The sequence below is a fragment of the Streptomyces sp. WM4235 genome (genome assembly GCF_001279725.1).
Lineage (GTDB): Bacteria > Actinomycetota > Actinomycetes > Streptomycetales > Streptomycetaceae > Streptomyces.
In genome coordinates this window covers 1-204 of sequence record NZ_LGDE01000422.1, presented here as the reverse complement: position 1 = coordinate 204, position 204 = coordinate 1, and the positions used below count along the sequence as shown (strand labels likewise).

Annotated in this window: 1 protein-coding gene; it reads left to right on the top strand. The window is 71.1% G+C overall.

The window, feature by feature from the left end:
- The coding region (locus ADK55_RS24290) for a carboxyl transferase domain-containing protein (protein WP_324611203.1) at positions 1 to 204 on the top strand (204 nt) is incomplete at both ends.

Below are 204 nucleotides of genomic sequence, written 5' to 3'. Positions count from 1 at the left end.
CGAGCTGCACTCCCTGCGTGACGTGGCCCGCCGCGGGCCGAGCGACCGCGCCACCGAGGCGCAGCATGCCAAGGGCAAGCTGACCGCGCGTGAGCGGATCGCTCTGCTGCTCGATGAGGGTTCCTTCAGGGAGGTCGAGCAGCTGCGTCGGCACCGCGCGACCGGCTTCGGCCTGGAGGCGAAGAAGCCCTACACGGACGGTGT